23 protein-coding genes and 1 pseudogene are annotated in these 21,564 nt (G+C 58.4%); 9 read left to right on the top strand and 15 right to left on the bottom strand.

The window, feature by feature from the left end; translation table 11 throughout:
• Positions 1–135 precede the first annotated feature (135 nt).
• The 3 genes from ACCD02_RS11110 to ACCD02_RS11100 form a co-directional block, all read right to left on the bottom strand.
• Complete coding sequence (locus tag ACCD02_RS11110; RefSeq protein ID WP_413301283.1) at positions 136–744, bottom strand: HAD family hydrolase; 609 nt, start codon at positions 742–744, stop codon at positions 136–138.
• Positions 741–1,610 carry an acyl-CoA thioesterase II gene (tesB, locus tag ACCD02_RS11105; RefSeq protein ID WP_413301281.1) on the bottom strand — a complete coding sequence of 290 codons (870 nt, stop codon included), beginning with the start codon at positions 1,608–1,610 and terminating at the stop codon, positions 741–743. Before tesB ends, ACCD02_RS11110 begins: the two co-directional genes overlap by 4 nt.
• A 128-nt stretch (positions 1,611–1,738) precedes the next feature.
• Positions 1,739–2,308 carry a GNAT family N-acetyltransferase gene (locus ACCD02_RS11100; RefSeq protein ID WP_413301279.1) on the bottom strand — a complete coding sequence of 190 codons (570 nt, stop codon included), beginning with the start codon at positions 2,306–2,308 and terminating at the stop codon, positions 1,739–1,741.
• A gap of 125 nt (positions 2,309–2,433) precedes the next feature.
• Between ACCD02_RS11100 and ACCD02_RS11095 the strand changes: the two genes are divergently transcribed.
• Entirely contained in the window at positions 2,434–3,351 is a 918-nt protein-coding gene (locus tag ACCD02_RS11095; protein ID WP_413301277.1) for a histone deacetylase, read from the top strand.
• 189 nt (positions 3,352–3,540) lie between these two features.
• The gene (locus ACCD02_RS11090) at positions 3,541–4,788 is read left to right on the top strand and encodes a TIGR03862 family flavoprotein (protein ID WP_413301275.1); all 1,248 of its coding nucleotides are present in this window, start codon (positions 3,541–3,543) and stop codon (positions 4,786–4,788) included.
• Between the two features lie 230 nt (positions 4,789–5,018).
• On the opposite strand, the gene ACCD02_RS11085 is transcribed toward ACCD02_RS11090, so the two are convergent.
• The 5 genes from ACCD02_RS11085 to ACCD02_RS11065 form a co-directional block, all read right to left on the bottom strand.
• The gene (locus tag ACCD02_RS11085) at positions 5,019–6,353 is read right to left on the bottom strand and encodes a DEAD/DEAH box helicase (RefSeq protein WP_413301273.1); all 1,335 of its coding nucleotides are present in this window, start codon (positions 6,351–6,353) and stop codon (positions 5,019–5,021) included.
• Between the two features lie 77 nt (positions 6,354–6,430).
• Positions 6,431–7,321 carry a drug/metabolite exporter YedA gene (gene yedA, locus ACCD02_RS11080; protein ID WP_413301271.1) on the bottom strand — a complete coding sequence of 297 codons (891 nt, stop codon included), beginning with the start codon at positions 7,319–7,321 and terminating at the stop codon, positions 6,431–6,433.
• 94 nt (positions 7,322–7,415) lie between these two features.
• Complete coding sequence (locus ACCD02_RS11075; RefSeq protein WP_413301372.1) at positions 7,416–8,027, bottom strand: PolC-type DNA polymerase III; 612 nt, start codon at positions 8,025–8,027, stop codon at positions 7,416–7,418.
• A gap of 48 nt (positions 8,028–8,075) precedes the next feature.
• Entirely contained in the window at positions 8,076–8,555 is a 480-nt protein-coding gene (locus tag ACCD02_RS11070) for an NYN domain-containing protein (protein ID WP_413301269.1), read from the bottom strand.
• Positions 8,556–8,779: 224 nt separating this feature from the next.
• Positions 8,780–9,514 (bottom strand): DUF2076 domain-containing protein, encoded by a 735-nt coding sequence (locus ACCD02_RS11065; RefSeq protein WP_413301267.1) that lies wholly within the window; start codon positions 9,512–9,514, stop codon positions 8,780–8,782.
• Positions 9,515–9,719: 205 nt separating this feature from the next.
• On the opposite strand from ACCD02_RS11065, the gene ACCD02_RS11060 reads away from it, so the two are divergent.
• On the top strand, positions 9,720–10,382 hold the full coding sequence (locus ACCD02_RS11060; protein ID WP_413301265.1) for a YciC family protein: 663 nt from the start codon (positions 9,720–9,722) through the stop codon (positions 10,380–10,382).
• 67 nt (positions 10,383–10,449) lie between these two features.
• Entirely contained in the window at positions 10,450–11,538 is a 1,089-nt protein-coding gene (locus ACCD02_RS11055) for an endonuclease/exonuclease/phosphatase family protein (RefSeq protein WP_413301263.1), read from the top strand.
• A gap of 379 nt (positions 11,539–11,917) precedes the next feature.
• Here the strand turns inward: ACCD02_RS11055 and ACCD02_RS11050 are convergent.
• From ACCD02_RS11050 to ACCD02_RS11025, 6 genes and pseudogenes are all read right to left on the bottom strand, one after another.
• Positions 11,918–12,073 (bottom strand): annotated as a pseudogene (locus ACCD02_RS11050) (ATP-dependent helicase C-terminal domain-containing protein); the annotation flags it as partial.
• 141 nt (positions 12,074–12,214) lie between these two features.
• On the bottom strand, positions 12,215–12,487 hold the full coding sequence (locus ACCD02_RS11045; RefSeq protein ID WP_413301261.1) for a heavy-metal-associated domain-containing protein: 273 nt from the start codon (positions 12,485–12,487) through the stop codon (positions 12,215–12,217).
• A gap of 114 nt (positions 12,488–12,601) precedes the next feature.
• The gene (locus ACCD02_RS11040) at positions 12,602–14,872 is read right to left on the bottom strand and encodes a heavy metal translocating P-type ATPase (protein ID WP_413301370.1); all 2,271 of its coding nucleotides are present in this window, start codon (positions 14,870–14,872) and stop codon (positions 12,602–12,604) included.
• 90 nt (positions 14,873–14,962) lie between these two features.
• On the bottom strand, positions 14,963–15,214 hold the full coding sequence (locus ACCD02_RS11035) for a DUF2933 domain-containing protein (protein ID WP_413301259.1): 252 nt from the start codon (positions 15,212–15,214) through the stop codon (positions 14,963–14,965).
• Positions 15,215–15,340: 126 nt separating this feature from the next.
• Positions 15,341–15,739 carry a hypothetical protein gene (locus ACCD02_RS11030; RefSeq protein ID WP_413301368.1) on the bottom strand — a complete coding sequence of 133 codons (399 nt, stop codon included), beginning with the start codon at positions 15,737–15,739 and terminating at the stop codon, positions 15,341–15,343.
• A gap of 99 nt (positions 15,740–15,838) precedes the next feature.
• On the bottom strand, positions 15,839–16,234 hold the full coding sequence (locus ACCD02_RS11025; RefSeq protein ID WP_413301257.1) for a hypothetical protein: 396 nt from the start codon (positions 16,232–16,234) through the stop codon (positions 15,839–15,841).
• A gap of 283 nt (positions 16,235–16,517) precedes the next feature.
• Here ACCD02_RS11025 and ACCD02_RS11020 point away from each other — a divergent pair, with 283 nt between their 5' ends.
• From ACCD02_RS11020 to copD, 5 genes are all read left to right on the top strand, one after another.
• Positions 16,518–16,721 (top strand): co-regulatory protein PtrA N-terminal domain-containing protein, encoded by a 204-nt coding sequence (locus ACCD02_RS11020; RefSeq protein WP_413301255.1) that lies wholly within the window; start codon positions 16,518–16,520, stop codon positions 16,719–16,721.
• Positions 16,722–16,871: 150 nt separating this feature from the next.
• On the top strand, positions 16,872–18,737 hold the full coding sequence (locus ACCD02_RS11015; RefSeq protein ID WP_413301253.1) for a copper resistance system multicopper oxidase: 1,866 nt from the start codon (positions 16,872–16,874) through the stop codon (positions 18,735–18,737).
• Positions 18,738–18,747: 10 nt separating this feature from the next.
• On the top strand, positions 18,748–19,638 hold the full coding sequence (locus tag ACCD02_RS11010; RefSeq protein WP_413301251.1) for a copper resistance protein B: 891 nt from the start codon (positions 18,748–18,750) through the stop codon (positions 19,636–19,638).
• Positions 19,639–19,707: 69 nt separating this feature from the next.
• On the top strand, positions 19,708–20,091 hold the full coding sequence (gene copC, locus ACCD02_RS11005) for a copper homeostasis periplasmic binding protein CopC (protein WP_413301250.1): 384 nt from the start codon (positions 19,708–19,710) through the stop codon (positions 20,089–20,091).
• A 2-nt stretch (positions 20,092–20,093) separates the two neighbouring features.
• Positions 20,094–21,029: a copper homeostasis membrane protein CopD gene (copD, locus tag ACCD02_RS11000; protein WP_413301248.1), complete on the top strand. Its 936-nt coding sequence runs from the start codon at positions 20,094–20,096 to the stop codon at positions 21,027–21,029.
• A 51-nt stretch (positions 21,030–21,080) separates the two neighbouring features.
• Here copD and ACCD02_RS10995 read toward each other — a convergent pair whose 3' ends face one another.
• Complete coding sequence (locus tag ACCD02_RS10995) at positions 21,081–21,527, bottom strand: DUF411 domain-containing protein (RefSeq protein ID WP_413301246.1); 447 nt, start codon at positions 21,525–21,527, stop codon at positions 21,081–21,083.
• Positions 21,528–21,564: the final 37 nt, after the last annotated feature.

Raw genomic sequence — 21,564 nt, 5'->3', positions numbered from 1 at the left:
AATATAAAAGCCTTTAAAATCAATGAGCCTGACGCCGCTGGAGCGAGCTTGCCCGCGACGAGGCCAACACATCCGATACATCTTTTCAGGCAAAAATCGCCTTCGCGAGCAAGCCTCGCTCCAACGAAGTCCCCCTCAGAGGTCGGCAATCATTGCCCGCAACACCTGACAATCCAGCGCATAACTGTCGGTCAACTCCGGCCAGGGATTGTCCGGCAGGTTGACGAGGATGGTGTAGGCCCCGGCTGCACGCCCGCAGTCGAGGTCATAGCGGTAGTCACCGATCATGACCATTTGCTCGGGCTCGACCTGCCAGTTCGCAGCCAGATGCAGCAGGCCGCCGGGATCAGGCTTGGGCGGGGCTTCATCGCGGCCCAACACATCTTGCACGGCGAAACAGTCGGCCAGGCCGATAGCCTCAAGGGTCACATGGGCCAGGGAACGGGCGTTGCGGGTCAGGATACCCAGGCGATAGCCGCGTCCGGCCAATTCCCGGACCAGCTCCACGGCACCTGGCGCCGGTTGCGAGGCCAGCGCCAGCTCACGCTCGTGTTCCAGCAGCCAGGCATGCTTGGCGGCGGACTCTTTAGCGGGCAGCGCTGCCAGATGACCGAGAATATCGTCCTCCTGAGCGATGCCCAAGGCCCGCTTGATCGCCGGAAAATCATGGGCCGCCACCGTCAGGGTACCGTCCATGTCGAATACCCAGTGGCGGATATCACGCAAGCGCCGGGACGGATTCATGCCCAATCCTTGCGATGACGGATCAGCCCTTCCTGACTCACCGAAGCCACCAGCTTCCCGGCGCGGTTGTACACGCTGCCACGGGAGAAGCCGCGGGAGTTGCCCGCCCACGGGCTGTCCATGGCGTAGAGCAGCCAGTCATCGGCGCGCAGGTCGCCGTGGAACCACAGGGAATGGTCGAGGCTGGCAATCTGCATGTCCTTCTGCCAGACCGACTTGCCATGGGGCAGCAGGGATGTGGTCAGCAGGTTGAAGTCCGAGGCATAGGCGAGCAGGTATTTGTGCAGGGCCGGGATATCAGCCAGGCTGCCATCGGCGCGGAACCATACATATTTGACCGGCTCGCCGGGCTGCGGATTGTAAGGGTCGGTGACCGTGATCGGGCGAAACTCGATCGGTTTAGGGCACAGCAGCTTGTCACGCAGGCGCTCGGGAATCTGCTCGGCACGCTGGCGGAACAACTCCTGCTCCGATGGCAGGTTTTCCGGACCGACCACCTGAGGCATCTGCGTCTGGTGTTCCATGCCGCCCTCGTCGTACTGGAACGACGCGCTGCAGGTGAAGATCGGTTGGCCTTTCTGGATCGCGCTCACCCGCCGAGTGCTGAAACTGCCGCCATCGCGCACCCGGTCGACCTGATAGACCACCGGCAACTGGGCATCGCCGGGACGCAGGAAGTAACCATGCAGCGAATGTACATGGCGCTCATCTTCTACGGTCTGACTGGCCGCCGACAATGACTGCCCCAGCACCTGGCCGCCAAACAGCTGACGAAAGCCCAAGTCCTGGCTGCGACCACGGAACAGGTTTTCTTCGATAGACTCCAGCGCCAACAGGTCTACCAGATCATCCAACACTTGGCTCATGGGCCATCCTCGCTCAGCCGCTCACGCACAGGCGGCAATCGACATTCAGCGCAGTGCCGCCTCTGATGGGGCATGTGCCTGCGCAACTCAATGTCGAAATCATACAGAAATTAACGCAGCGATCCCGATCAAGCTTGCAGGGTGTTCAGCCATTGTTCTCGAGTAATCCGATACAGAACATGGGGCCGCAACGGATGGCCTGGCGGAACATTCGGATGCTGGAAATCATTGTCGACATCACGCTGCATGCCGATGGCCTGCATGACTTTCTGCGATGGTTCGTTGCTTTGCGCGGTAAAGGATACGATTTCGTCCAGCCCCAAGGCCTCGAAACCGGCCCCAAGCGCAGTCCAGGCCGCCTCACTGGCAAAGCCCAGCCCCCAGTGCTCCCGGGCCAGACGCCAGCCGATTTCCACGGCAGGGGCGAAAGGCGCCTCGAAGCCCACTACACCGAGCCCGGTAAAGCCGATGAAGGCGCCTGAGTCCTTGCGCTCCAGCGCCCACAGGCCAAAGCCCAGTTCAGCAAAGTGCCCGCGGATACGCCCGATCAGGGCGGCACTTTCAAGGCGGGTCAAGGGCTCTGGAAAGTAGCGCATGACCCGCGGGTCGGCACACATCTTGGCGAATGCCGGTAAATCATCATCCCGCCACTGGCGCATCAATAATCGCGCACTGTCGAGTCTGAGTATCGGCTCCATCGGTTTTCTCCCATAACCGGCCAGTGAGTGTGTGCGGGCAAGTGTAGCGCGGTGATTTCTTTAAAAACTGTGCGTTATCTGCCAATACTGGCAAGATCAGCCTTCGTCCCTGCCCTGCACGCCAAATGTCCCTGCCGCTGATCTACCACGACGACTACAGTCCCGCGTTCCCGCCTGACCATCGCTTTCCGATGGACAAGTTTCGTTTGCTGCGTGACCACTTGATCGACAGCGGCCTGACCACGGATGTTCAATTGCTTCGTCCAGAGGTTTGCCCGGACGACATTCTCGCCCTGGCCCATGACCCCGGTTATATCCGCCGTTACATGGATGGCGACCTGTCCCGCGAAGATCAGCGCCGCCTGGGCCTGCCCTGGAGCGAAGACCTGGCGCGACGTACGGTGCGCGCCGTGGGCGGCTCGCTGCTGACCGCCGAACAGGCCCTGCAGCATGGCCTGGCCTGCCATCTGGCCGGCGGTACCCACCACGCACACTACGATTACCCGGCGGGCTTCTGCATCTTCAACGACCTGGCGATCATCAGCCACTATCTGCTGCAAAGCGGCCGGGTCGACAGGATTCTGATCTTCGATTGTGACGTGCATCAGGGCGATGGCACGGCGCGGATTCTCGCCAATACCGAAGACGCCATCACCGTGTCGCTGCACTGCGAGAAAAACTTTCCGGCGCGCAAGGCCAACAGCGACTGGGACATCCCGCTACCCATGGGCATGGGCGATGCCGACTATCTGCAAGTGGTCGACGAAACCCTCAACTATCTGTTGCCGCTCTATCAGCCAGACCTGGTGCTGTATGACGCCGGGGTCGATGTGCATCAGGACGATGCCCTGGGCTACCTGCGTCTGACCGATGCCGGCGTGGCCGCCCGTGACGAAGCGGTGATGCGCCATTGCCTGGGCCGGGACATTCCGGTGATGGGCGTGATCGGCGGCGGCTACAGCAAAGACCGCGAGGCATTGGCGCGACGGCACGGGATTCTGCATCACAGTGCACAACGGGTTTGGCTGTCGGAGGGCCTGTAAGTGCACGCCCTATTTGCATTTGATCTGTGGGACCGGCTTTAGCCGGGAAAGGGCAGGTAAGACCGATGCATTTCTCTTGTCGGTCAGATTGTCTTCCCGGCTAAAGCCGGTCCCACCTGAGCGCAAGAGCCACGACAGAATCGCTCATCAGGTAGAATGCCCCACCCCACTGCCTTCGATCATCCTGCCATGTCCCAGTGCTCCCCAACACCTCGCCAATCAATCGCCATTATCGGCGGCGGCCCCGCCGGGTTGATGGCGGCCGAGGTATTGAGTCAGGCAGGCCTGCAGGTCGACGTCTACGACGGCATGCCCTCGGTGGGCCGCAAGTTCCTGCTGGCCGGGGTTGGCGGCATGAATATCACCCATTCCGAAGCCTATCCGGCCTTTCTTTCACGCTATGCCGAGCGCGCGCCCCAGGTTGCCCCGTGGCTGCGCAGCTTTGGCGCCGAGGCGTTGTGCCAGTGGATTCATGAACTGGGCATCCAGACCTTTGTCGGCAGTTCCGGACGGGTCTTTCCTGCCGATATGAAGGCCGCACCGCTGCTGCGCGCCTGGCTCAAACGCCTGCGTGACGCCGGAGTCGCTATTCACACCCGGCATCGCTGGCTGGGCTGGAACGAGGACGGCAGCCTGCGCATTGTTCACGCCCACGGCGAACTGGCGATCAGGCCCGATGCGACCCTTTTAGCCTTGGGCGGCGCCAGTTGGGCACGCCTGGGTTCCGATGGCGCCTGGCTGCCATGGCTGCAACAACGCGCCGTCGAAGTATCACCTTTACAGCCAAGCAATTGCGGGTTCGAAGTGACCGGCTGGAGCGAACTGCTGCGCAGCAAATTCCCCGGGGCACCGCTGAAGAACGTTGCCATTGGCCTGCAAGGCCAGACGCTGCGCCTGGGCGAATGCGTCATCACCGAAACCGGCATCGAAGGCAGCCTGATCTACGCCCTGTCGGCGCCGATTCGCGAACAGATCAACCGAGAAGGTGTCTCAACCATCAGCATCGACCTGCTGCCGAACAAGCCCTTGAGCGCCGTCGAGAAAGCCCTGAATAAACCCCGTGGCTCGCGCTCCATGGCCAAGCACCTGCATAGTCAGTTGGGGATCGACGGCATCAAGGCCGCGCTGCTGCGCGAACTGGCCGACGCCACCACCTTCAGCGACCCGACGCGCCTGGCCCAGGCCATCAAGGCCCTGCCCCTGACACTGGTCAGGACACGGCCGCTGGACGAGGCCATCAGCACTGCCGGCGGCGTCAGCTTCGCCGCCCTTGACGAGCGCCTGATGCTGAAAAAGCTGCCGGGCGTGTTCTGCGCCGGGGAAATGCTCGACTGGGAAGCACCGACTGGCGGTTATCTGCTGACGGGCTGTTTTGCCAGTGGACGGATGGCGGGGCTGGGCGTGGCAGAGTGGTTGCACGGGCTAACAACGACTTGAATGGCGGGAATCATTGTGGGAGCGGATTCATCCGCGAAGGCGGCATTCCAGGCGATAAAAGTGCATTGGATGTACTGGCCTCTTCGCGAATGAATTCGCTCCCACAGTAGCGCGTGCATATCGTCGGATCTGTGGGAGCGGCTTCATCCGCGAAGGGGCTGTTCTGGCTTTACAGCAAACATAGAATCTCCCACAGATTCGTGCCTGACGGATATTTCAGCGCAGTTCCATCAAGGCTTGCGCTTACGCGGCCCGGTATTGAATACCGGCACCTTGCGTACTGGCTTGGCCACCGGGGCCTGAGGCTCGGTTTCGCCGCTGTCGACCCATTTACCGAGGTTGCGCTTGCCGCCACCGCCGGTCTTGGGCTTTTTCGGTTTCTTCGGCTTTTTCAGGATCTGCCCGCTGGCATCGGTGGCCGGCACGCGGTGTTCAGGCTCGAAATCCTGCTCTTCTTCGCGCTTGAGAGTCTGGCGGGTCAGCACTTCAATGGCCGCCAGCAACTCCACCTCATCGGCACACACCAGGGAAATCGCTTCCCCGGTCAAACCGGCGCGACCGGTACGGCCAATACGGTGCACGTAGTCTTCAGCGACGATCGGCAGATCAAAGTTGACCACGGTCGGCAGGTCGTCGATATCCAGGCCGCGAGCGGCGACGTCGGTGGCGACCAGAATCTGTACTTCTCGCAGCTTGAAGCGATCCAGGGCACGCTGACGAGTGGCCTGAGGCTTGTCACCGTGAATGCCGTCGGCGTTGATACCCAGGCCCTGCAAGCGCTCGACCAGTTGATCGACGCCGTTGCGGGTCTTGGCGAATACCAGCACCTGGCTCCAGCGCAGGCGCTTGAGCAGGTGGATGAACAGCTCGGGCTTGCGCTTTTTGTCCACCGGCACGACCCACTGCTTGACCGACGCCGCCGCCACGTTGCGCGGGCTGACCTCGATGCTCAGGGGGTTGTCGAGCATCAGGGTTGCCAGCTGGCGAATGGCGTCGGAGAACGTCGCCGAAAACAGCAGGGTCTGGCGTTTCTTCGGCAATGCGGCGTAAACACTGCGCAGCTCTTCGGAAAAACCCAGGTCCAGCATGCGGTCGGCTTCGTCGAGGATCAGGGTCTCGACCTGATTGAACTTGACCGCGTTCTGCCGGTGCAGGTCCAGCAGACGGCCGGGAGTGGCCACGAGCACATCGACCCCACGGCGCAGTTTCATCATCTGCGGATTGATACTGACCCCGCCGTAGACGGCGTAAGTGCTCAGGGGCAGGTGTTCGGCGTACTGACGGATGGCTTCATGGACCTGCTCGGCCAGCTCCCGGGTCGGCACCAGAATCAACGACCGCACCGAGTTGGCGGCCACTTTCGGCCCTTCCATGGTCAGGCGTTGCAGCAGCGGCAAGGCGAAACCGGCGGTCTTGCCGGTGCCGGTCTGGGCTGCGGCCATCAGGTCACGCCCGGCCAGGACCGGTGGAATGGCCTGGGTCTGAACAGGAGTCGGAGTCTGGTAGCCGAGCGCATCGAGGGCGCGCAGCAGAGGGTCGATCAGGCCGAGGGAGGCGAAAGTCATGGTAATACCGTCAGGAAAATTCAGCGCATTGAAGCAATGGGCCGCAGTTTACCCTGTCTGGCCCTCCCCCGCCCGCCTCAGACAGTCTTGGGTTTGCGCCACTGGGGCAGGCCGATCAGCACCACAGCGCTGATGATCACCGTCATCGCGACACTTTCCGCCATACCGATATGCTCGTCGGCAAAGACGATGCCCAACAGCACCGCTACCACCGGGTTGACGTAGGCATAGCTGGTGGCCGCCGCCGGACGCACGTTTTTCAGCAGGTACATGTAGGCGCTGAACGCGACGATGGAGCCGAATACCACCAGATAGGCCAGCGCCGCCCAACCGGCCAGCCCCGGCGATTGCGCCATGTGCTCGCCCGTGAGCGCGCTGCCCGCCAGCATCACCACCCCGGCAACGATCATTTCCGCCGCACTGGCCATGGGCCCGGCGGGCAGCGGCAGATAGCGGCTCCAGACAGAACCGAAAGCCCAGGTCGCCGCCGCGAAGATCACCAGTGCTGCGCCATAGGGGCTGGCTTGCAGGTTGGAACCGAGGTTGAGCAGGATCATGCCGACCAGGCCGAGCAGAATCCCCGCCCATTCCAGCCCGGTATTGCGATGCCCCCAGAACAGTCCGCAAATCAGGGTGAACAGCGGCACCACCGCCACCGACAACGCGGCGACGCCGGAAGCGACCCCGGCATGCTCGGCCAGACTGACACCACCATTGCCGCAGACCAGCAGCAGAAAGCCGATCATCCCCGCCGCACGCCACTGCTGCCAAGTGGGCGAAGGCACGCCGCGAAAGCGCAATACGGCGTACATCAGGGTTCCGGCGATAGTGAAGCGCGACCCGGCCAACAACAGCGGCGGCCAGGTCTCGATACCAATGCGGATGACCAGATAGGTCGATCCCCAGATCACGTACAGGGCAAAAAAGGCACCGATAAGCAGCAAGGGAAAGCGACGGACAGAAGGCATGAAAGGCTCGGATCAAAAGTTATTTTTATAGGGAGAACGAAAACAACTGACAGTGGGACCGGCTTTAGCCCACACATGATTAGATTCCCAGGGTTCATGCGCCACGATGGCGCTTGAGCGTTTCCCGAATCTTCGCCGCCGGGACTTTTTGCAGGGAACACAGCAACGGATGGGACACCTCGCTCAAACCGTGAGTCTGGCGCAACTGCAGGGCCAGATGGCCGATCAGGTTGGCGGCCATTTCCGCATCAGCCATGGCCCGGTGCGCCTTGCCGGTATCGGGCAGGCCGGCAAAACGGGTCAGGGTGCCGAGTTTGTGGTTGGGCGCTTCCGGCATCAGACGGCGGGCCAGCAGCATGGAACAGGCAAAGGCCTGCACGCGCTGGCGCTGGATGCGGGCCAGTTCGTCGTCCCAGAACTTCTGGTCGAATGAGGCGTTGTGCGCCACCAGCGGGGTAACGCCGACGAACTCGGCCACTTCCTGCATGACCTGAGCGGCAGGCGGTGCGCTGCGCAGCATGGCGTTGCTGATACCGGTCAGGCTCTCGATAAAGCCGGGGATGCGCACACCGGCATTCATCAGGCTCTGGTAACGCTCGACGATGCGCCCCTGTTCCATGATCACCACGGCGATTTCCGTCGCCCGGCAGCCCATGTTCGGGGACATGCCCGTGGTTTCAAAGTCGATGACCGCAATACGTTCCAACACGGGGTAAAACCTTCCTGGCAGGCAGATACGAGGGCGACGCGAACGTCAGTTTTTCAGCAACAACGCGCCTTCGATGGGCACATAACGGCTGGCGGCGCGGATCAATGAGTTGGCGGTCAGACCCGGTACGCCGTAAGCCACGGCTTCGACGCCATGCTTGGCGATGATGCGTTCGAGCAACATGTCGAAATCACCATCGCCGGAGGCCAGCACCACTTCATCGACCTGAGGCGCGACGTCCATGATATCGATGGTTATGCCCACATCCCAGTCGCCCTTGGCCGAGCCGTCGCTGCGCTGGATATAGGGTTTGAGCTTGACGGTAAATCCCAGGTTGCGAAGGATTTGCTGGAACTGCTGCTGTTTACTGTCGCCACGGTCGATGGCGTAGGCATAGGCTTCGACTATCTGGCCGCGCTGACTGATATCAGCCCAGAGCGCCGCATAGTTGAAGTGACAGCCATAGGCCTGGCGCACGGTGTAATACAGGTTTTGTACATCGGCAAATACCGCAATCTTCTTCACCGCACATCCTCATGAAGCAGGATCCCGGAGCGGAATCGACGCCCAGTATGCCAGTTTGAGGATGTTGCAGGAGATTGATGATGCCATCGGGGAAACACCGAGAGCGAATTGTGGGAGCGAATTCATTCGCGAAAAGGCCATTACATCCACTGCATTTCTATCGACTGGAATGCCGCCTTCGCGGATGAATCCGCTCCCACAACCATTCACCTCGAATCAGGAACTCAGACAAACGAATCGTCATCATCCATAAAGCCGCCGCCGTCATTGCTGTCGTAGCCACTGTCGGCAAAGCCACCGCCATTGCCGCCGCCCCACGAGTCGTTGTTGCTGACCCGCTGGCTCTCATCGCCCCAACCGCCGCCACCGTTGCCAAAGCCACCGTCGCTGGCCTGACTCGGTTGTTGCTCGATGATTTCAACAATCTCCTGAGGCTGACTGTTGTGGTGGAACAGACTGCTGATGCCTTCAGCCAGCATCACACCACCGGCCACGCCCGCTGCGGTTTTCAGTGCACCACCAAGAAAGCCGCTGCCAAAAGGCGCAGCCGGGGCCTGCTGTTGCGGCGGAGGCGCAGCGTAGTTGGCTTGTGGTGGTGGGCTCGCCGGACCGTCGCGCCAGCCGCCGGACGACGGTTGTGGCGCAGGGGCTTGCGGCTGCGACGAACCGCCACCGAAGAGGCTCGACAGGAAACCACCGCTCTGTGCCGGCGCAGGCTGGGCCTGGGCACGGGCCTGCTGCAATTGCGCCTGCAAATCACGGATCTGCTGATTGAGCTTATTGACCGCCACTTCCTGCACCAGGATCGCCTGGGTCATGTAATACGGGGCAGCGGGCTGTTGGCTGAGATGCTCCTTGATCCGCGCTTCCGCTTGGGCGTCCCGGGGGGCTGAGGCGGCTTCGGCACTTTTCAGTTTCGAGAAAAGACCATCGATCAGGGTTTGCTCTTCGCTATTCATGGCGACCTCGTTAGATTGCCGTTGGAAATCGTCGCAGGGTCAAAATGGCCCTGTGTACCCGGGGTAATGGGGCCGTAGCATTGCCTTTCAATAGATTAAATAAAAAGTTAAGAAGGCTCTGACTCAAGGGTCGTTGTCCTTGGTTCGACACAGGCCATGGGCTAAAGTGTCCAGCTGCTTTTTTATAGTCTTTGACCGGAAGCCCATGAACCCGCTGAACGTTATTCGTGACGCCCTGTATTTTTCCCGGCGCAACCTGGCCAGCATCATCATGCTCTGCCTGCCACTGGTCGCCCTCGAAGCCCTGACCAAGGAAGTGCTCGACAGCACGGTGTCGGACAACACCGCCAGCGTGTATGAAGTGCTGATCGGCCTGCTGTTCTATCCGCTGTACACCGGCGCCCTGATCCTCTTTCTCGATGCCCGCAGCCACGGCGATACGCCGCGCAAACGCGACCTGCTGGCACTGGCCCTGCGTCTGTGGCCGACCTTCGCGCTGCTGTCGGCCATGAGCACCCTGATGATCATGGCCGGGCTTTCGCTGTTTATCCTTCCCGGCGTGTGGATCATGGTCAAACTGGCCTTCGCCGAGTACCTGCTGGTGCTGCGGGGCCTGACACCACTGGCCGCCATGCGCCAGAGCGCAGTGCTGACCAAAGGTTATTTCGTACAGATCCTGGCCTGCCTGCTATGCGTTTATCTGCCCCTGATACTACTGGGGCGCTTCAGCCTGATGATCCTGCCGGACCCGCAGAACGCCGTGGTCACCCTGGCTATCGACAGCATCAGCAGCTTCCTGCAGCTGTTCACCAGCGTGGTGATGTTCCGTCTGTTCATGTTGGTCACCGAGCCACCGGTCAACGCCTGAGGGCTGTCATCGTGGCCTGACTGGGCTATGCTCGGGCCACCAATAGTCTGCCAACAGCCTTGAGCCGATGCCCCGACTACACCGCTACGCCCTGCTTGTTCTGCTATTGCTCGGCCTGTCCGGGGCGGCAATCTACAGCCTGACCTGGCACCCTGCCGACCGCGAAAAACTGCCGGTCAGTTGCAATGCCGAGACGCAGGCGCCGCCGCTGGTGCCGGGGCAGGCGCTGAAAGTCATGACCTGGAACATCCAGTACCTGGGCGGCAAGCGTTACGTATTCTGGTACGACCTGGCCGACGGCAGCGGCACCGACGAGCGCCCTACCCCGGAAGACACCGCCTACAACCTCGACGAAGTGGCCAGGGTCATTCGCGACGAGCAGCCGGATATCGTCCTGCTGCAGGAGGTCAACGACGGCGCCAAGAACACTGACTACCAGAACCAGCTGGCCCTGCTGCAGGAGCGGGTCGTCGATCTATATCCGTGCAGCACCGAAGCCTTCTACTGGAAGGCCGACTTCGTACCGAACCGCCACATCATGGGCAGCGTCGGCATGAAACTGGCGACCCTGAGCCGTTACCACATCGACCACGCCGAGCGCCTGCAGCTGCCGATTCTCTCCGCCGACCCGATCAGCCGCCAGTTCCGCCCCAAACGTGCCCTGTTGGTGAGCTACCTGCCCTTGGGCGATGGTCGTGAACTGGCGGTGATCAACACCCACCTGAACACCTTCACCCTCGACGACGACACGCCGCTGCGGCAGATCCAGATGACCGCAGGCCTGCTCGACAAACTGGAAAGCAGCGGCACGCCCTGGCTGATCGGCGGCGACTTCAACCAGTTGCCCCTGGGCCAATACAAGCGCCTGCCCCTGGAACAACGCCGCCGTTACTCGGCCGACAGCGACCTGCACCTGCTCTGGGACAAATACCCGATGATCCCCAGCAACGACGAAGCCAGCGGCATCGACCGCGAACAATGGCTGACCCACTTCCCCAACGATCCACGGGTCGACGGCCCCGATCGAACCCTGGACTACCTGTTCTACAGCCCGTTGCTCAAGCGCATCGACGCCAGGGTGAGGCGCGATGACACCTTATTGATATCCAATCATTTGCCGGTGGTTGCGCGGTTTTTGTTGCCGGGAACGCCGTAACCAGGAGCAAATCCTGTGGGAGCGAATTCATTCGCGAAGAGGCCAGTACACTCAATGCATCTGTACCTCTGAAATCCCGCTTTCGCGAATGAATTGGCTCTGTCTGCATTAAGTGTTGCGTACGAGGCATCGCGAATTATGTGGGAGCGGATTCATCCGCGAAAATGTCGTGATTGTGCACACTTCTTCGCGGATAAATCCGCTCCCACAACACCTACACCTCATTAGAACCGATGGCGATGCAACTGCCTGAATCGGCCAGGTAAATCGCTGGCCGCAACACCTGACGCAGACAGAGCGAATGAATTCGCACACAGAGTTTCGCGTATTCAACAGGTTTGGCGTTGTTTGATATGAGCGTGTTTACCGCGCGAAAAGGCTAGCTCTTACGCGGCTTGATCCGCGCCGTCGCTTCCGCCACCAGCGGATCATCCGGCCAGCAATGCTTGAGATAGAGCCCTTTCAGGTCTTTCTTGACCTCGGCATAGGTCGTGCGCCAGAAGCTGGCCAGGTCCTGAGTGACTTGTGCCAGGCGGGTAGATCCAACACTCGCCGCCCAGAAGCGCTGAAGCCATCGCTCAGGGATGCTCTCCTACCGTTACCGAACCCTGGGATATGTCGTGAGCGCCATTAGACAGACCGTTATTCTTGAGAGTTCTCCAGCTTAAAATAGTGCTTAGTTACAACAGCAACCGCCGCCGTTCCCGCCACAGCCCGAGGTTTTCTTACTCGCTACGCTTTCCACTGTCGCCAGTTGCGCTGGATAGCCCGCGTTCTCCAAGGCTGCAAGCAGCGCATGGCTGTCTGAATCGCCGCTGACCTTCACCCGTCCGGCTTGTAGATCCACTGTGACGTCACTGACTCCTTCGAGTGGGCGCAGCGCTTCAGTGACATGTTTGACACATGAGCCACAGCTCATGCCCTGAACTTGCAGTTCAACAGCTTTCATTGGTGACTCCTCACAACAAAGTGGATCATGGAAAGACTGACGCATGAGGCCTTTCTGCGGCGTTGGCTTATCCTCAACCTTGCCGCCATGGCAAGGTCAAGCGGTCGTTTTCACTCATTCAGTGGAAGCCTGGCGCAGACGCAAGGCGTTGAATACTACCGACGCCGAGCTCACGCTCATGGCCAGTGCGGCAATGAGCGGTGACAGAAGGTGACCGGTAAGTGGAAAGAGCAAGCCGGCAGCCAGTGGGATCCCCATGGCGTTGTAAAGGAAGGCGAAGGTCAGGTTCTGGTGCATATTTCTCACCGTTGCGACTGACAGGCTGCGAGCACGCAGGATACCGAGCAGATCCCCCTTGACCAGGGTGACCTGAGCGCTGTTCATCGCCACGTCCGTGCCAGTGCCCATGGCGATACCCACATCAGCGCGAGCCAGTGCGGGGGCATCATTAATGCCGTCGCCGGCCATCGCCACCCGGTGTCCGGCTTGTTGCAGAGAGGCCACCAGACGTTCTTTATCTTGCGGTTTGACCTCGCCGTGAACCTCCTCGATGCCCAACTGGCGAGCTACCGAGCGAGCAGTCGTAAGGCCGTCGCCGGTGGCCATGATGACCCTGACGCCATCCGCCTGCAGACGCTCGACGGCCAGCTTCGTGGTGGGTTTGACGGGGTCGGCAACAGCCAGCAAACCCGCCAGGGCACCATCGACTGCCAGGTACATGATGCTTGTACCGTCGCCGCGTAGCTTCTCGGCATGTACTTGCAAGCTCTTGGTGGAAACGCCCGCCTCTTGCATCAACGCGGTATTGCCTAGCATCAGGCGGCGCCCCTCCACCTGACCGCTTACGCCGATACCTGAGGCTGACTCGAAGGTTTCAGGTGCCACCAGTTTTAGCCCAGCGGCACGAGCCTGCTCAACGATGGCGTGGGCCAATGGATGCTCACTGCCCTGATCGAGACTTGCGGCCAGGCGCAACACTTCATCCTGACTAAATCCGGGTACTGCCTCGACGCTATGGAACGCTGGTCGACCTTCAGTGAGGGTGCCAGTTTTGTCGACTATCAAGATGTCTATCTTGCGCAGGTTTTCGATGGCGGCGGCATCGCGAAACAATACGCCGCTGCCAGCCGCCTTGCCGGTGGCAACCATGACTGACATCGGTGTCGCCAGGCCAAGGGCACAGGGACAGGCGATGATCATGACCGCGACAGCGTTGATCAGTCCGAACACCCAACTTGGCTCAGGCCCCCACAGCCCCCAGCCGAGTAGAGTCAGCGCGGCGATAGCAATCACAACGATCACGAAGTAACTGGCAATCACGTCTGCCAGCCGCTGCATCGGCGCTTTTGAGCGCTGTGCCTGCACAACCATCTGCACAATCTGTGCGAGCAGGGTCGCAGACCCTACCTTCTGCGCCTGCATCACCAGACTGCCGTGAATGTTGAGGGTGGCTCCGATCAGCGCGTCTCCGGCCCTTTTCATTATCGGTATTGGCTCGCCGGTGAGCATCGACTCATCTACAGCGCTTTCGCCTTGCAACACCTGGCCGTCGACAGGCACTTTTTCGCCCGGACGCACACGTAATGTGTCGCCGCTGTGTACGTGTGTCAGTGGGATGTCTTCTTCCGTGCCGTCGGCATTGATCCGACGGGCAGTTTTTGGGGCCAGTCCAAGCAGCGATTTGATGGCAGCCGAGGTTTGCGAGCGCGCCTTGAGCTCAAGCATCTGGCCGAGAAGGGTCAGTGAGATGATCACAGCCGCCGCTTCGAAGTACACGCCGATGCGGCCCTCCATCATGAAGTTGCCGGGGAATAGATCGGGGGTCAGGGTGGCCACGACGCTATAAAGGAAAGCCGCCGCTGTGCCGAGGCCGATCAGCGTCCACATATTCGGACTTCGCTGAATCACCGAACGCACACCGCGAACATAAAACGGCCAGCCCGCCCAAAGCACGACGGGGGTAGCCAATCCCAGTTCGACCCAGTTTTGCGTGGTGCCGTGGAACAGCACCAGCGCATGGCCACCCATAGCCAGCACGGTTACGACCACTGTCAGTGGCAGAGTCCACCAAAAGCGCCGGGTGAAATCCTTAAGCTCGGGGTTGTCATCCTCCTCTAATTCGGGGATCACCGGCTCTAAGGTCATGCCGCACTTAGGGCAGACGCCGGGGCCGATCTGGCGAATTTCCGGATGCATGGGGCATGTGTATTCAGCGGCACCCGTTACCGGTTCTGCTGTTGTCTGATGGACTTGTTCAATTTTCAGTTGAGACATTCGATAACGTTCGGGCGCTGCCCTGAAGGTCGTTTGGCATTTCTGGCTGCAGAACCGGTAGTTTTGTCCCTCATACTCCGTGCTGAACTGGCTGTCGTTACTGACGGTCATGCCACATACCGGATCATGGGAGCCGGTGGGTTGGGGGTCAGACTTCTGTATTGGCTCGCGCCCTTGACGAAGCTCAGGGGTGTGCATTAGCTAACTCCTGTTCGCATCCTTGGTTGAGGCCGAGGTTTCACCGTGATGACTGTGACCACCGTGGTGGTGTCCGAAAAAATGCATCAGCGGGCACAACAGCAAAATCATGTAAGGCAATAAGCCCAGCATATGGCCGTAGTGTTCTCTTGCCAGATAGAACAACACGATCACCAGCAGCATACCCAGCGCTATGCTGGGCTTGCGCCTCCAAAAAGTTGGAGAGCTATTAGCGGAATGTGGTGAATTCATCATGGATCTGTACTCCTGAGGGAGTGCTGTCTAGTGATACGTCGCAAAGGTGCAACGAGCGGCAGTTTTTACCTTTGGCATATTGGCTAAAGTAAAACCGTCGCTGCATTGCCTACAGGCTCGTGCGCGTCACTTGCTCATCGGCATGTTCATCATGCTCGATTGCTGATCCATCATTTTCATCATCATGCTCATCATTCCCATATCCATGCCGTCTTTGTTGTCGGTCATGCCCATGCCATGACAGTTCTTCTGCATCATGGACATGCTGTCCTTCATCGTCTTCATGCTCTCCTGCATGGCGGCGTGTCGTTCGGCAGGGGTCTTGGCTGCGGCTGCCTTTTCGTGTGCAGCCTGCATTTTTTGCATTTGCTCGGTCATGACATTGTTTTGCATCGGCGTAGCTGTTTCGCCCGTCTGGCCGGGCACGTTCTGCCCTTGCTCCGGGTGATGCTCATCGACTGCCGAGGCGATGAGTGGGCTGCTCATGAGCAGGGTGGCGAGGATAATTTTCAATGAGACATGCATGGCAATCTCCAAAGGGTGAGGACAACTCAGGTAATACCAAGCCGCACCAGGCAGGCGCAGTCAGACAATGCGCCGAAGATCGGCGCGCAGAAGGTCGGATTAATCGTTGAAACGGACGAAAATCAGGCGGGCAGGCGGTCTGGCCGGTACAGGGCGTCGTAATGCAAGAAAGGCAAAAGCGCAGGGATTGGCGAGAAACAAAATCAGCAGCGCAGGGGGCAGTAACAGAAACGTCCAACTGAACAGATCAAATGTTTGAAGATGGAACGAAGGACTTACAGCTATCGCGGCATCGGCACAGTGCTGAAGGCAGCCGAGGTCAAGGGCGTCGTGGCTTTCGTGATCTTGCGCAGTGTTCAGTGAGACATGCGTTGTAGCCGGATTGTGGCTGGGCTGTGCCAGACATCCCTGGGTCGCTGCCACACCAAACGCTAACACCCACAGCACGATGGCGAGGCGTATGAACGCTGGTTGACGATGGCGAAACCAGAACATGGAGAATCTCCGGTACTGATTAGCAAGTTCGATTTATCAACATACAGCACATCGAAGTGCCACGATTGATCCACATCAATTTATGCCGCCGGCTGTCGGTTCGTGGTGCGGTCAAATTTTATGACGTACGTCGATCTTTCAGATGTTGAGTTTCTCCGTGTGCTGACAAAAGTGTAATCACCGGCTAAGCGTGCTGACAGGTGCGTCCCCTCATCATCCTCATCGAGCTGACGCTCAAACTCTCTGGTTTCATCGAGAGTCAATTCCTTGAACGAGATGCACCATGAAAGCAACCAACGTTGTGATTCTTACACTCAGTTTGGCTATATCGTCCCTGGCCTTGGCCGAAGGTGGCGGCGACCGTGCGGTTGAGCGCATGGAACGAGCTCGCGAGACGGCAATGGCCACCACCAAGCCCGTCCCACAAGTGCAAGAGGAAATTGCACAGGAAAAGCCCACGGCTGAAGAGCAGAAGCATCAATGCTGAACCACCCAGCTTACGGAAATGTAATCACCCCGTTTGCTGGCTTACGGCATCTAACGATGTATCAAGCGCACTAGTTATCCAAAGCGTGAACCCTCGGGAGCACGCCAACGTGCGTGCACCTGACATCCGACTGACAGGACATGAATCGGTATGCATTCCAAAACCTCTCGGCGCACCTTTGTGAAAGGTCTCACCGCAGGCGGGATTCTCGGTGGCCTGGGGCTTTGGCAGACGCCTATATGGGCGGCACCTCGCTTGGGCGAAACCAATGTCCTGTCAGGCACAGAGTTCGACCTCTTTATCGGAGAAACACCGGTAAATATCACTGGAAATGCCCGGACAGCCATGACGATCAATGGTGGACTTCCCGGGCCTCAGCTGCGCTGGCGTGAGGGCGATACCGTGACCTTGCGGGTCAAGAACCGCCTCAAGGATATGACATCAATCCACTGGCACGGGATTATTCTCCCCGCGAATATGGACGGCGTGCCGGGCCTTAGTTTCCATGGGATTGAGCCTAACGGCACGTATGTCTATCAATTCAAGGTCAAGCAAAACGGAACATATTGGTATCACAGTCACTCCGGCTTCCAAGAACAAGTAGGTGTATACGGCCCATTGGTAATCGACGCGAAAGAGCTCGAGCCATTTGAGTATGACCGTGACTACGTGGTGATGCTTACCGATTGGACGGATGAAGATCCTGCTTCGCTGATGAAAACATTGAAGAAGCAGTCTGATTACTACAACACCCACAAGCGAACAGTCAGTGACTTTATCCATGACGTCGCTGACAAGGGTTGGTCAGCAAGCGTCGCTGACCGCAAAATGTGGGCGGAAATGAAAATGAATCCCACGGACATTGCAGACGTCAGTGGTGCGACATATACCTACTTGATGAACGGCCATTCTCCGAACTCCAACTGGACAGGCACATTCAAACCCGGCGAGAAGCTCAGATTGAGGTTCATCAATGGTTCAGCCATGAGCTACTTTGATGTCCGTATTCCGGGTTTGAAGATGACTGTTGTGGCTGCCGATGGCCAGTATGTTAAGCCGGTGAGCGTGGACGAGTTCAGGATCGCCACTGCCGAGACTTTCGATGTGATTGTCGAACCCACCCAGGACGCCTACACACTGTTTGCGCAGTCGATGGATCGGTCGGGATACGCCAGAGGCACCTTGGCCGTCCGGTCTGGAATGACTGCTGCGGTACCTGAGCTTGACCCTCGTCCTCTCGTCACCATGGCCGACATGGGTATGGCGGGTATGGATCATGGCGCGATGCCTGATATGGGCGATATGGCCGGAATGGATCACGGCAAGATGGCCGAAATGAGCAATGGCTCAATGGAAGGCATGTCTGGGATGGACGGCGGCTCTATGGAAGGTATGAACCATGACGCTATGCAAAGCATGTCCGGCATGGGCAACATGGCGGGAATGGATCACGGCAAAATGTTCATGGGCGGTATGGGTGGTAAGGGGGAAATGCAATCGCACCCAGCCACAGAATCCAACAATCCTCTCGTCGATATGCAGGCAATGTCGACCTCGCCAAAGCTCGATGATCCTGGCATGGGCCTTCGCGATAATGGTCGAAAGGTGCTGACGTATTCTGATCTTAAGAGCGCGTTTGAAGATCCGGATGGTCGTGAGCCAAGTCGAACTATCGAACTGCACTTGACCGGGCATATGGAGAAGTTCTCCTGGTCGTTCAACGGTGTGAAGTTTTCGGACGCCGAGCCAGTAAAGTTGAAGTATGGCGAGCGAGTCCGGATCGTCCTGGTCAACGACACGATGATGACTCACCCCATCCACTTGCATGGCATGTGGAGCGACCTGGAAGATGAAAACGGACAATTCCTTGTCCGCAAACACACCATTGATATGCCTCCAGGGTCAAAGCGCAGCTACCGGGTGACAGCCGATTCGCTGGGACGCTGGGCCTATCACTGCCATCTCCTGTACCACATGGAGATGGGGATGTTCCGCGAAGTGCGTGTAGAGGAATAAGGAATCGACTATGAGCAATTTCTTTTGCGGGACTCGCATGCACTCAGCTTTATTTACGGTCGCCCTAACCGCTGGTTTTGCCTTGCCGGCAGCTGCAGGACCAGATCAGGGTACGGAAGGCGGGCAAATGCAGACAATGGATCACAGTCAAATACAGGGTATGAAGCCCGCAAAGCAACCACAAACCCAAAGCCGGACTCCGATACCGCCGCTAACCGATGCCGACAGAGCCGCAGTCTATAAGTCCCCAGGTGGTCACGCGGTTCATGACGCTGCCCTCAACTCACTTTTTATATTTGAGAAGTTGGAGTGGCAGGATACTGACGAGGGAAGCGCACTGAACTGGGAAGCCCAAGGTTGGATAGGGGGAGATGTTGACCGTCTATGGTTGCGTACCGAAGGCGAGCGTACCAATGGGAAGACTGAAAAAGCTGAGATCCAGACTCTGTGGGGGCACTCGGTTAGTCCTTGGTGGGATCTAGTCGGTGGAGTTCGTCAAGATTTCAAACCCGAAGACCCTCAAACGTGGGCGGCTTTTGGCATCCAGGGTTTGGCGCTCTACAATTTCGAGGCCCAGGCTACTGCTTATCTGGGTGAAGGTGGCCAGACCGCAGCGCGTCTCGAAGGGGACTACGACATTCTTCTAACCAATAAGCTGATTTTGCAACCAACGGCAGAATTCAATTTCTACGGAAAAAACGATCCTGAGCGTGGCGTGGGTTCAGGACTGTCTGAAAGTGAGGTGGGTTTGCGGCTTCGGTACGAAATACGCCCAGAATTCGCACCTTACGTGGGTGTGACTTGGAATCGGGCTTATGGGAAGACCGCAGACTATGCGCGCGAGGAAGGCGAAGACGTTAACGACGCGCGCTTAGTGCTCGGCGTCCGTGTCTGGTTCTAAATAAAAGTTAGCGATACCAAATAATTATCTAACCTCATTACAACAGCTACGCGCTGTGAGGAGCCTTGCATGTCTGTATTTAAGTCCTGTGTTGTGGCCGTCGCTCTTTCAATCACGTTTCTGCTCAGTGCAGTCGCTCAAGCTCACCCGAAATTGTTGTCTTCTACTCCGGCTGAAGGTGAAAGCAAGTCAGCCCCAGCGAAAATTGAACTGCATTTTTCAGAGAACTTGGTTACTCAATTTTCCGGAGCCAAGTTAATCATGACTGACATGCCAGGCATGCCAAACTCACCTATGGGTGTAAAGGCCAGCGTAGCGGGCGGAAGTGATCCTAAAACAATGGTTGTAACACCGGTATCGCCACTTACAACAGGAACTTATAAAGTGGAGTGGCGAGCGGTATCGTCTGATACTCATCCGATTACTGGCAGCGTCACTTTCAAAGTAAAATAAGTATGAGTGACTCAATTAACGTAGCACTGCGCCTAGCGCTGTATCTGGATCTGATGCTTCTGTTCGGTCTTGCGATATTTGGCCTATACAGTTTTCGAGGAAAAGAGCGTGCATCGGGGGCAGTGTTGCATTTTGGGTCGTTACTGCCTTGCACCGCCGTTGCAGGAATGCTGTTGTCCGTCGCGGCTTTCGTTGTCATGACGAAAAACATGAGCGGCGCATCCGATTGGGCGGAGCTGCGACCTCACCTGGAAATGATGGTGTACGAAACTGAGGTTGGCTACACCTGGGTGACGCGCATGATCTCGCTAGCGGTGGTGATATTTGTCGGAAGCCAGAGCAAGCGATGGCCAACGGGCAGTCTCTGGGTTTCCACCTTGGCTGGCAGTATCGCCTTGGCGACCCTCCCATGGACGGGGCATGGGGCTATGGATGAAGGTACTCGGCGGTTCTGGCATTTTACCGCTGATATTCTTCATCTACTTGCGGCTGGCGGCTGGATCGGAGCTCTCGCAGCATTTGGTTTGATGCTGAGTATTAGGGGAGCAAATTCAGAGCAACTGGTACGAGTACTATCGCGAGCGCTCAGGGGATTCGAAACAGCGGGCGCCTTCATTGTCAGTATGATCATAGTTACTGGCGTCGCTAATTATCTCTTTATTGTCGGGCCGACAGTAATCGAGGTCGTAACCAGCACCTATGGCGTCCTCCTACTCGTGAAGATCCTGCTTTTCGTGGGCATGATCGGGCTAGCCACCCTCAATCGTTTCTACCTAAGTCCTTCACTAGAGCGCTCTGTGGTCGATGGTGATTATTCTCGTGCGGTAACTGCTTTGAGAAAAAGCGTGGTGATCGAATCGACTTGTGCTGTCGTCATCATTTGCCTAGTCGCTTGGCTAGGGACATTGAGCCCCTCAATCGAGATGGCTCAAGGGTGACCCAGGAGCCAGATCCGAGCGGCCCCACGGGCGCTCAGACCTGAGCAACGATTATCTGCTGGTGGGGTAGTCAGCGAGCACTTCTTGCGCACCTGCCTTGGTGAGCCCCAAGACTTGGTAAGGTTGATGATTCTGGCCGTAGTCCATACCAGGAGAGCCTGCAGGCATGCCTGGCACTGCAATTCCTGCGAGGTCTGGACGACCACTCAGCTTTTTGATGTCATCGGCCGGGACATGACCCTCTACGAATTTGCCGCCAATTACGGCCGTATGGCATGAAGCGAGTGCCGGTGGCACGCCTAAGCTCTGCTTGACAGCACTCATATTGCTTTCCACGTGATCGATCACCTTGAATCCGTTCGATTCCAGGTGCTTGACCCAGTCCTTGCAGCAACCGCAGTTTGCGTCTCGATGTACATCAATGGTGAGCGGCGTAGCTGCCTGCGCGACACCAAAAATCACAAAAACCAGAGCCAGCGATAGCTTTCGTTTGAACATTTGACGCACCTCGTCACGTTTTAGTGGGCGGTTGCCT

It is taken from the genome of Pseudomonas sp. Pseusp88 (genome assembly GCF_047303955.1).
Classification (GTDB): domain Bacteria; phylum Pseudomonadota; class Gammaproteobacteria; order Pseudomonadales; family Pseudomonadaceae; genus Aquipseudomonas.
This window is presented reverse-complemented; position numbering and strand designations above follow the sequence as displayed.

Bases quoted from the DNA above. Each gene is read 5' to 3' on its own strand.
- ACCD02_RS11110 (WP_413301283.1), bottom strand. From the start codon at position 744: ATGAATCCGTCCCGGCGCTTGCGTGATATCCGCCACTGGGTATTCGAC.
- tesB (WP_413301281.1), bottom strand. From the start codon at position 1,610: ATGAGCCAAGTGTTGGATGATCTGGTAGACCTGTTGGCGCTGGAGTCT.
- ACCD02_RS11100 (WP_413301279.1), bottom strand. From the start codon at position 2,308: ATGGAGCCGATACTCAGACTCGACAGTGCGCGATTATTGATGCGCCAG.
- ACCD02_RS11095 (WP_413301277.1), top strand. From the start codon at position 2,434: ATGTCCCTGCCGCTGATCTACCACGACGACTACAGTCCCGCGTTCCCG.
- ACCD02_RS11090 (WP_413301275.1), top strand. From the start codon at position 3,541: ATGTCCCAGTGCTCCCCAACACCTCGCCAATCAATCGCCATTATCGGC.
- ACCD02_RS11085 (WP_413301273.1), bottom strand. From the start codon at position 6,353: ATGACTTTCGCCTCCCTCGGCCTGATCGACCCTCTGCTGCGCGCCCTC.
- yedA (WP_413301271.1), bottom strand. From the start codon at position 7,321: ATGCCTTCTGTCCGTCGCTTTCCCTTGCTGCTTATCGGTGCCTTTTTT.
- ACCD02_RS11065 (WP_413301267.1), bottom strand. From the start codon at position 9,514: ATGAATAGCGAAGAGCAAACCCTGATCGATGGTCTTTTCTCGAAACTG.
- ACCD02_RS11060 (WP_413301265.1), top strand. From the start codon at position 9,720: ATGAACCCGCTGAACGTTATTCGTGACGCCCTGTATTTTTCCCGGCGC.
- ACCD02_RS11055 (WP_413301263.1), top strand. From the start codon at position 10,450: ATGCCCCGACTACACCGCTACGCCCTGCTTGTTCTGCTATTGCTCGGC.
- ACCD02_RS11045 (WP_413301261.1), bottom strand. From the start codon at position 12,487: ATGAAAGCTGTTGAACTGCAAGTTCAGGGCATGAGCTGTGGCTCATGT.
- ACCD02_RS11040 (WP_413301370.1), bottom strand. From the start codon at position 14,872: ATGACCGTCAGTAACGACAGCCAGTTCAGCACGGAGTATGAGGGACAA.
- ACCD02_RS11035 (WP_413301259.1), bottom strand. From the start codon at position 15,214: ATGATGAATTCACCACATTCCGCTAATAGCTCTCCAACTTTTTGGAGG.
- ACCD02_RS11030 (WP_413301368.1), bottom strand. From the start codon at position 15,739: ATGCATGTCTCATTGAAAATTATCCTCGCCACCCTGCTCATGAGCAGC.
- ACCD02_RS11025 (WP_413301257.1), bottom strand. From the start codon at position 16,234: ATGTTCTGGTTTCGCCATCGTCAACCAGCGTTCATACGCCTCGCCATC.
- ACCD02_RS11020 (WP_413301255.1), top strand. From the start codon at position 16,518: ATGAAAGCAACCAACGTTGTGATTCTTACACTCAGTTTGGCTATATCG.
- ACCD02_RS11015 (WP_413301253.1), top strand. From the start codon at position 16,872: ATGCATTCCAAAACCTCTCGGCGCACCTTTGTGAAAGGTCTCACCGCA.
- ACCD02_RS11010 (WP_413301251.1), top strand. From the start codon at position 18,748: ATGAGCAATTTCTTTTGCGGGACTCGCATGCACTCAGCTTTATTTACG.
- copC (WP_413301250.1), top strand. From the start codon at position 19,708: ATGTCTGTATTTAAGTCCTGTGTTGTGGCCGTCGCTCTTTCAATCACG.
- copD (WP_413301248.1), top strand. From the start codon at position 20,094: ATGAGTGACTCAATTAACGTAGCACTGCGCCTAGCGCTGTATCTGGAT.
- ACCD02_RS10995 (WP_413301246.1), bottom strand. From the start codon at position 21,527: ATGTTCAAACGAAAGCTATCGCTGGCTCTGGTTTTTGTGATTTTTGGT.